This window comes from Sulfitobacter sp. UBA4523, from assembly GCF_002388305.1.
GTDB classification, from domain to species: Bacteria; Pseudomonadota; Alphaproteobacteria; order Rhodobacterales; family Rhodobacteraceae; genus Sulfitobacter; species Sulfitobacter pontiacus.
On the sequence record NZ_DGMH01000015.1, the window covers coordinates 30,208 to 37,656 of the forward strand.

Genomic DNA, 7,449 nt, shown 5'->3' on the forward strand with positions numbered 1-7,449 from the left:
ATCGCCATCTGCAAGATCTCGTTACGCTTCTTCTCACCACCCGAGAAGCCCATGTTCACGGGGCGCTTCAGCATGTCGGCGTCGATCTTCAGCTCTTTGGCGCGGGCGCGCACAACCTTGAGGAATTCCGCAGCAGACATCTCTTCTTCGCCACGGGCCTTGCGCTGCGCATTCACAGCGGTGCGCAGGAAAGTCATGTTGCCAACGCCGGGGATTTCAACGGGATACTGAAAGGCGAGGAACAGGCCAGCGGCCGCGCGCTCTTCCGGCTCAAGGTCCAGCAGGTCGATGTCACCCAGATGGGCGGAGCCTTCGGTGACCTCGTAGCCGTCTTTGCCCGACAGCACATAGGACAGCGTGGATTTACCGGACCCGTTCGGCCCCATGATCGCGTGAACCTTACCGGCTTCGACTTCCAGATCGACACCCTTCAGGATTTGCTTGTCTTCTTCTTCCAGTTTGACCTTCAGGCCTTTGATGCTCAGCATGATGGGTTCCTTTTCTTGCGCTTTGGCGCTGCAATGACAGTGAATTGAGTGAATGAAAACCCCGTCGCGGGGCCGTCATCGGTGTAAGATTTCATGCCGCCCTCCCCGCCTGTAAGGCTTTGGGAAAACGGTCATAAAGAGCGGTGCGGCAGGCATCTATGCCCGCCTGATAGAGAAGCGGTGACAGCGGGTCGGGCAGAACCGCCGTCGGGATGTCCTCGACGTTGATCGGGGCCCGCAGAGGCCGGCCGACCGAGGCCGCGTAGTCCAGATATTTCAAGCGCGACTGCCCCATCGGGGCCAGCCAGCTGTTGGGCACACCATAGGCATCAGCCACGATCAACCCGTGCAAGGAAGACGCAAACACATGATCACACGCAGCAATCGCCGCGCAGACATCCTGCGCTTGCCCGCGCGGGTCAATCAGCTGATACCGCGCGTCACTGGCGATCAGAGCCTGCAACACAGGGTCATCCACCAGCGAATGATGCGGCACGATGCCGATCTTGCCGTTGGGCGCGCGGTCCTGCGGCCACACGGCGTTGATCAACAGACCGGGATCACCGAACTCCGAGAGTTCCAACCCCAGCAGCGCGGCAGTGATCGGCCCACGGACAAGGGCGATATCGACATGATCGACAAACCCCGTCCCCTGCACCGGATGCAACAGACCCGCCCCCCAGATCACCGGGCGGTGATCCTGTGCCTCGCTAAAGTTGCGCTTGACCACCTGCAAAAGCGACCCGATGGCCCAGACCTCCGCCTTGCGCACACCGGCATGCTCCACACGCCGGCCCGCGACATGGGCGAGCACCACAGGGCTGAGGGCGTCCCCGAAATTCGGGACCGCCTTCCACCAGTGCAGGCGCAAGGGAGTGGTATCCGCCGATGCCTGCATCAGAGCGCTGCGCCTTTGGTCCCTACGGTGATCATTCGCCATCCCCCTTGCGCAGCACCAACAGGGCCACACGGATTGCGGCATAGATCATCGCAAAGATCAGCATCTGGAAGAACGTGTTCTCGAAGGCGACGAGCGTCAGCCCGCCCCCGCGAAACAGCGCCATCAGTACCCAGAAAACGAGCGCGGCAATGGTCACGTCCCATGTCAGCTTGCGCATCATCGTGATTACCCCACGGACCCTTCAAGCGAGATCGCAACCAGCGCCTGCGCTTCCATCGCGAACTCCATCGGCAGCGCCTGAAGCACGTCTTTACAGAAGCCGTTCACGACCAGGGCAACCGCCTCTTCCTCGTCCATGCCGCGCGAACGGCAGTAGAACAGCTGATCGTCGTCTACCTTTGATGTGGTCGCCTCGTGCTCCACCCGGCTGCTGTTATTCTTGACTTCGATGTAAGGCACCGTGTGGGCCCCGCATTTGTCGCCGATCAACAAGCTGTCGCACTGGGTATAATTGCGCGATTCCTTGGCTTTGGGGTGCATGGTCACCAAGCCGCGATAAGTGTTCTGCGCCTTGCCTGCCGAAATCCCCTTGGACACGATGCGCGATTTGGTGCGCTTGCCCAGGTGGATCATCTTGGTGCCGGTGTCGGCCTGCTGCATGTTGTTGGCGATGGCGATGGAATAGAACTCACCCTGGCTATCGTCGCCGCGCAGGATGCAGGACGGGTATTTCCACGTCACAGCAGAGCCGGTTTCGACCTGCGTCCACATCACCTTGGCACGGTCGCCACGGCAGTCTGCACGTTTGGTCACAAAGTTGTAGATCCCGCCCTTGCCGTCTTCGTCACCGGGGTACCAGTTCTGAACGGTCGAATATTTCACCTCGGCGTCTTCCTCGATGATGATTTCAACCACCGCGGCGTGCAGCTGCGACTCGTCGCGCTGCGGCGCGGTACAGCCTTCAAGGTAGGACACATAGGACCCCTTGTCGGCAATGATCAGCGTGCGTTCAAACTGGCCGGTGTTTTCCGCGTTGATGCGGAAATAGGTCGACAGCTCCATCGGGCAGCGCACGCCCGGCGGCACATACACGAACGACCCATCGGAAAAGACGGCCGAGTTCAGCGTCGCATAGAAGTTGTCATTCACCGGCACGACCGAACCAAGGTATTTCTTGACCAACTCGGGGTGTTCGCGGATCGCCTCGGAGATAGAGCAGAAGATCACGCCCGCCTTTTTCAGCTCGTCCTGGAAGGTGGTGCCGACCGAAACAGAGTCAAAAACCGCATCCACAGCCACCTTGCGGGGCTCGTCGCCAATCTTCTCTGCGCCTTCGACGCCCGCCAGAATTGCTTGCTCTTTCAACGGGATACCCAGCTTCTTGTAGGTCTCCAGCAACTTGGGGTCGACGTCATCCAGGCTCTTGGGCTTTTCCGCCATCGATTTCGGACGCGCATAGTAATACTGCTGCTGAAAGTCGATTTCCGGATAGTCGACCATCGCCCAGTTCGGCTCTTTCTTGGTCAGCCAGCGTTCATAGGCGGCCAGACGCCATTCCAGCATCCACTCGGGCTCTTCGTTCTTCTCCGAGATCAGCTTGACGATATCGGCGTTCAGACCCAACGGGGCATAGTCCATCTCGATATCTGTGGACCACCCGTATTTATAGGCACCGCCGACTTCGCGCACGGCATCCACGGTTTCCTGATCAACGCCCTCTTTAACGCCGGTGTTCGGGTCGTCCTTGACCAAAGTGCTATCCATGCTTTTCATCCTTCAACTGGCGGCGCGCATCAAGCGGCCCGCGCCTCGTGTTTCTTCAATTTCGCGGTCCAGGCGTCTGCAAAACGCAAGACCTGTTCTTCTGTGGTGTCCGGCCCAAGCGATACGCGCACGGCACAGGATGCCTCAGCGTCGTCAAACCCCATCGCCGTCAACACCCGGCTTGTCGCCACCTTACCGCTAGAGCACGCAGACCCCGCGCTGATCGCAAAGCCCGCAAGGTCCATCTGCATCACCTGCGTCTCACCGCGCCACCCGGGCGTGATAAAGCAAGAGGTGTTCGGCAAACGCGCCACATCTTTCCCAACAAAAATAGTCTTCTTTGACGCAGCCTCAAGAGCCTTCTCTAGAACATTTCTAAGTTCTGCAACCCGTTCCCATACGCCATCCGCCAAATCCTGCGCTGCGGCAGCGCATGCAGCCCCGAAACCGGCGATGCCGATGACGTTCTCTGTCCCCGCACGACGGCCCAGTTCCTGTCCGCCCCCGCGCAACATCGGCTGCATCAATCCGGGCGTATATTCCGGCCCCGCGATCAGCGCGCCGATGCCCTTGGGGCCGCCCAGCTTATGCGCCGAGACGGCCAATGACGCATGACGCCCCACATCCGAGCGCCAGCGCCCCAGATCCGACAGCTTACCCGCCGCCTGCACCGCATCGCGAAAGACGCTTGCGGGCGACGCGCCCAACCGCGCCAGCTGGTCCAACAGGCTTTCCGGCTGCAACACCCCTGTCTCGCTATTGGCACGTTGCAAAAACAGCGTTTTACCCGCCAAGGCTCCATCCGGCAGCGCGTTCAAATCCACGTGACCATTGCGATCCACAGGCAATTGCTCGGCCTCCGGGCACCAGATGCGTACCGCTTCATGCTCCACGGCTGCGCCGGTTACATTGCCCGCGTCCTGCACCACCCCCGCAATCGCCTCGGTGGCACCGCTCGTGAAAATCACCTCCGACACATCGCAGCCGACCAAAGCCGCCACCTGCCCGCGTGCCTTCTCGACCATCATCTTGGCCGCACGCCCTTCGGCATGAACGCTGGACGGGTTGCCCGCCACATCCATCGCCGCCAGCATGGCCGCGCGCGCCTCTGCCCGCAGGGGCGTGGTCGCGTTATGATCAAGATATACTCTCACATCACCTTCCAAATGGTCCTAAATCCCAGGGAGTCTGAGGGACAGCGTCCCTCACTCCGCATCCGCCTCGTCCACGATGGCAAAGAGGTTCGGCACCGCCGGACAGGGGGCAAGCTCGTTCGCGACAACATCCGACAGCCGCGTCTGGTGCAGAAAGACATAGACCTGTGCGCTCAGCCCCTCCCACAGGCGGTTGGTCAGCGACTGCGCCCGGCTGCCCGATGACCCGCCAGAGGCACCTGCCCCCACATGCATCGCATCGACCTTTTCATCGACCGCCGCCAGAATATCGGCAACGCGAATGTCCGACGCGGGCCGCCCCAAGCGGTAGCCGCCGCCCGGACCACGCACCGACGACACCAGCTCGGCCCGGCGCAGCTTGACGAAAAGCTGCTCTAGGTACGGCAGGGAAATAGACTGACGCGTCGCGATATCGCCCAGATTGACCAGACGATCCGCAGGCTGAAGCGCTATATCGGCCAAAGCGACCATCGCATACCGCCCCTTGGTTGACAGCTTCATCGCAGTGTTCCCTTCCCTATAAGCGCCTGTTTGATTGACGACGACGCCTGAAATGCCTAAACGCAAAGTCTGACCCCCAGAAACGGGGATCACACAAGTTAGAACCGTTCTAAACTGCCCTAGCGAATTCGTCAACTATTCCGCTGCACTTAGAACCCCAAGCAGGGACGCTCATGCCCGAGGTTATTTTTCCCGGACCCGAAGGCCGCCTCGAAGGCCGCTACCATCCACAAAAAGAACGCGACGCACCCATCGCCATTCTGCTCCACCCGCATCCACAATTCGGCGGGACGATGAACCATAAGGTCGTGTATAATATGCACTATGCCTTCTACAATATGGGTTTCACCGTTCTGCGCTTCAATTTCCGCGGCGTGGGCCGGAGCCAGGGTGAATACGATCAGGGGGTTGGTGAACTCTCCGATGCGGCATCGGCACTGGATTACCTGCAATCAATGAACAACAACTCCAAGCATTGCTGGGTTGCCGGTTTCTCGTTTGGCGCATGGATTGGGATGCAACTGCTGATGCGCCGCCCCGAGATCACGGGCTTCATCTCTGTCGCACCACCTGCGAATATGTATGACTTCAGCTTCCTCGCACCCTGCCCGGCCTCCGGTCTGGTGATCAACGGGACCGCTGACCGTGTGGCACCACCCGCAGATACCGTGAACCTCGTGAACAAGTTGCACGAGCAGAAAGGCATCACCATCACCCACCAAGAGATCGAGGGTGCCGGCCACTTCTTTGAAGAGCCGCATATGGAGACGCTAATTACCTCTACCACAGACTACGTGAAGCGCCGCCTGACGGAGACAACCCGCTAATGGCGGATCCGACAGTCGTCGAACTGGCCAACCAAATGGCCGAAGAATGTCTGGCGGTCCAACGCGAAACCGGACAGGAGCGGCTTTTTATGGAAGTCGCTGCTGTTCTGGGCGCGTCGTCGCAGACGATGGAAGAAGCCTTTGTCACGGCGATCCGCACGCGGCTTGCCGCCGCACAGGGGCGTGACTTTATGGCCAAGGCGCTTGCCGCGCACCGTGCAAAGGAAAGCTGACGTATGACCACCAGACTTGAGCAGCAGATCGCCTTTCTGAACGAAGCGGACAAGCTCAAGTCGGTCACACGCGGGACGTTGCTTTGCGATGCGTCGCGGGCCGAAAACTCGGCTGAACACAGCTGGCACCTGACGCTTTATGCGCTGGTGCTGGCGGATCAGGCGGGCCCCGATGTCGACATCACCCGCGTGATCAAGATGCTGATCCTGCATGATTTGGTAGAGATTGACGCAGGCGACAACCCGATTTTCGGCAGCTACGACACTGCCGATATGGAAGCGCAGGAACAGCTTGCCGCTGATCGTATTTTTGGCATCCTTCCCAACGACTTGCGAGACGATCTTCGCGCGACCTGGGAAGAGTTCGAAGCCAATGAGACCCCCACAGCCCGCTTTGCGAAATCGCTGGACCGCTTCCAGCCCCCGATGCAGAACCTCGCGGCGGGCGGCGGCAGCTGGGTTGAATACAACGTGACCGAAGCGCAATTCGTGGAAAAAGTGGGCCGCAAAATCCAGACCGGCGCGCCGGGTCTTTGGGAGTTTGCCCGCGCCCGTGTCTCTGCATGGTTTGCCGCGCGGAGCTAACTGCCCGCCCCCTCTACCCATCATCCCCCACCACGCGTGTCACACGCCTGTCGCAGCGCGATGATATGGGCTAAGCTGCGCAACTCTTTTCAGTATACCATCGCATACCGACTAGGCATTCATGCCTGAATAGGCTATGCGGGTGTCAGTATCATTTCAAAGGACCGCAGATGATGACCAAGATCAAAGTGGAAAACCCGATCGTTGAGCTCGACGGTGATGAGATGACCCGCATCATGTGGGATTTCATTAAGAAAAAGCTGATCCTTCCCTATCTCGATGTGGATCTGAAATATTACGATCTGGGGATGGAGGTCCGCGACGAGACCAACGACCAGATCACCATAGACGCGGCCCATGCGATCAAGGAATACGGCGTTGGCGTCAAATGCGCGACCATCACCCCTGACGAGGCACGGGTCGAGGAATTCGGCCTGAAAGAGATGTGGCGCTCCCCTAACGGGACGATCCGTAACATTCTGGGCGGCGTGATTTTCCGCCAGCCGATCATCTGTAAGAACGTCCCCCGCCTTGTGCCCGGTTGGACCAAGCCGATTGTCGTGGGCCGTCATGCCTATGGCGACCAGTATAAAGCGACCGATTTCAAATTTCCCGGCAAGGGCAAGCTGACCCTGAAATTCGTCGGCGAAGACGGGACAGAGATTGAACGCGAGCTGTTCGACGCCCCCGACGCCGGTGTCGTGATGGGGATGTACAACCTTGATAAATCCATCATCGACTTCGCCCGCGCCTCGCTGAACTACGGTTTGAACCTGGGCTGGCCGGTGTATCTGAGCACCAAGAACACGATCCTCAAGCAGTATGACGGCCGCTTCCTTGAGCTGTTCCAGCACATCTACGAGACCGAGTTCGAAGATAAATTCAAAGCTGCGGGCATTACCTACGAACACCGTTTGATCGACGACATGGTCGCCTGCGCGATGAAGTGGAACGGCGGCTATGTCTGGGCCTGCA

General features: G+C 59.5%; 10 protein-coding genes. 4 read left to right on the forward strand and 6 right to left on the reverse strand.

Annotation, left to right across the window (positions count from 1 at the left end; translation table 11 throughout):
* The 6 genes from sufC to B3849_RS02905 all read right to left on the reverse strand — a co-directional run.
* On the reverse strand, window positions 1-488 hold a 488-nt coding region (sufC, locus tag B3849_RS02880), incomplete at its 3' end, for a Fe-S cluster assembly ATPase SufC (protein ID WP_286779795.1).
* A gap of 91 nt (window positions 489-579) precedes the next feature.
* Window positions 580-1,386 (reverse strand): polysaccharide pyruvyl transferase family protein, encoded by an 807-nt coding sequence (locus B3849_RS02885; protein ID WP_278426223.1) that lies wholly within the window; start codon window positions 1,384-1,386, stop codon window positions 580-582.
* 31 nt (window positions 1,387-1,417) lie between these two features.
* Window positions 1,418-1,606: a hypothetical protein gene (locus tag B3849_RS02890; RefSeq protein ID WP_278426222.1), complete on the reverse strand. Its 189-nt coding sequence runs from the start codon at window positions 1,604-1,606 to the stop codon at window positions 1,418-1,420.
* Between the two features lie 8 nt (window positions 1,607-1,614).
* Entirely contained in the window at window positions 1,615-3,153 is a 1,539-nt protein-coding gene (gene sufB, locus B3849_RS02895; protein ID WP_005853229.1) for a Fe-S cluster assembly protein SufB, read from the reverse strand.
* A gap of 29 nt (window positions 3,154-3,182) precedes the next feature.
* Entirely contained in the window at window positions 3,183-4,307 is a 1,125-nt protein-coding gene (locus B3849_RS02900) for a cysteine desulfurase family protein (RefSeq protein ID WP_278426221.1), read from the reverse strand.
* 51 nt (window positions 4,308-4,358) lie between these two features.
* Window positions 4,359-4,829 (reverse strand): Rrf2 family transcriptional regulator, encoded by a 471-nt coding sequence (locus B3849_RS02905; RefSeq protein ID WP_278376061.1) that lies wholly within the window; start codon window positions 4,827-4,829, stop codon window positions 4,359-4,361.
* Between the two features lie 173 nt (window positions 4,830-5,002).
* Here B3849_RS02905 and B3849_RS02910 point away from each other — a divergent pair, with 173 nt between their 5' ends.
* From B3849_RS02910 to B3849_RS02925, 4 genes are all read left to right on the forward strand, one after another.
* Window positions 5,003-5,656 carry an alpha/beta hydrolase gene (locus tag B3849_RS02910; protein ID WP_005853224.1) on the forward strand — a complete coding sequence of 218 codons (654 nt, stop codon included), beginning with the start codon at window positions 5,003-5,005 and terminating at the stop codon, window positions 5,654-5,656.
* Entirely contained in the window at window positions 5,656-5,889 is a 234-nt protein-coding gene (locus tag B3849_RS02915) for a hypothetical protein (protein ID WP_005853222.1), read from the forward strand. The genes B3849_RS02910 and B3849_RS02915 overlap by 1 nt, the downstream gene beginning before the upstream one ends.
* Before the next feature lie 3 nt (window positions 5,890-5,892).
* On the forward strand, window positions 5,893-6,474 hold the full coding sequence (locus tag B3849_RS02920; RefSeq protein WP_286779796.1) for an HD domain-containing protein: 582 nt from the start codon (window positions 5,893-5,895) through the stop codon (window positions 6,472-6,474).
* A 173-nt stretch (window positions 6,475-6,647) separates the two neighbouring features.
* On the forward strand, window positions 6,648-7,449 hold an 802-nt coding region (locus B3849_RS02925), incomplete at its 3' end, for an NADP-dependent isocitrate dehydrogenase (protein ID WP_286779797.1).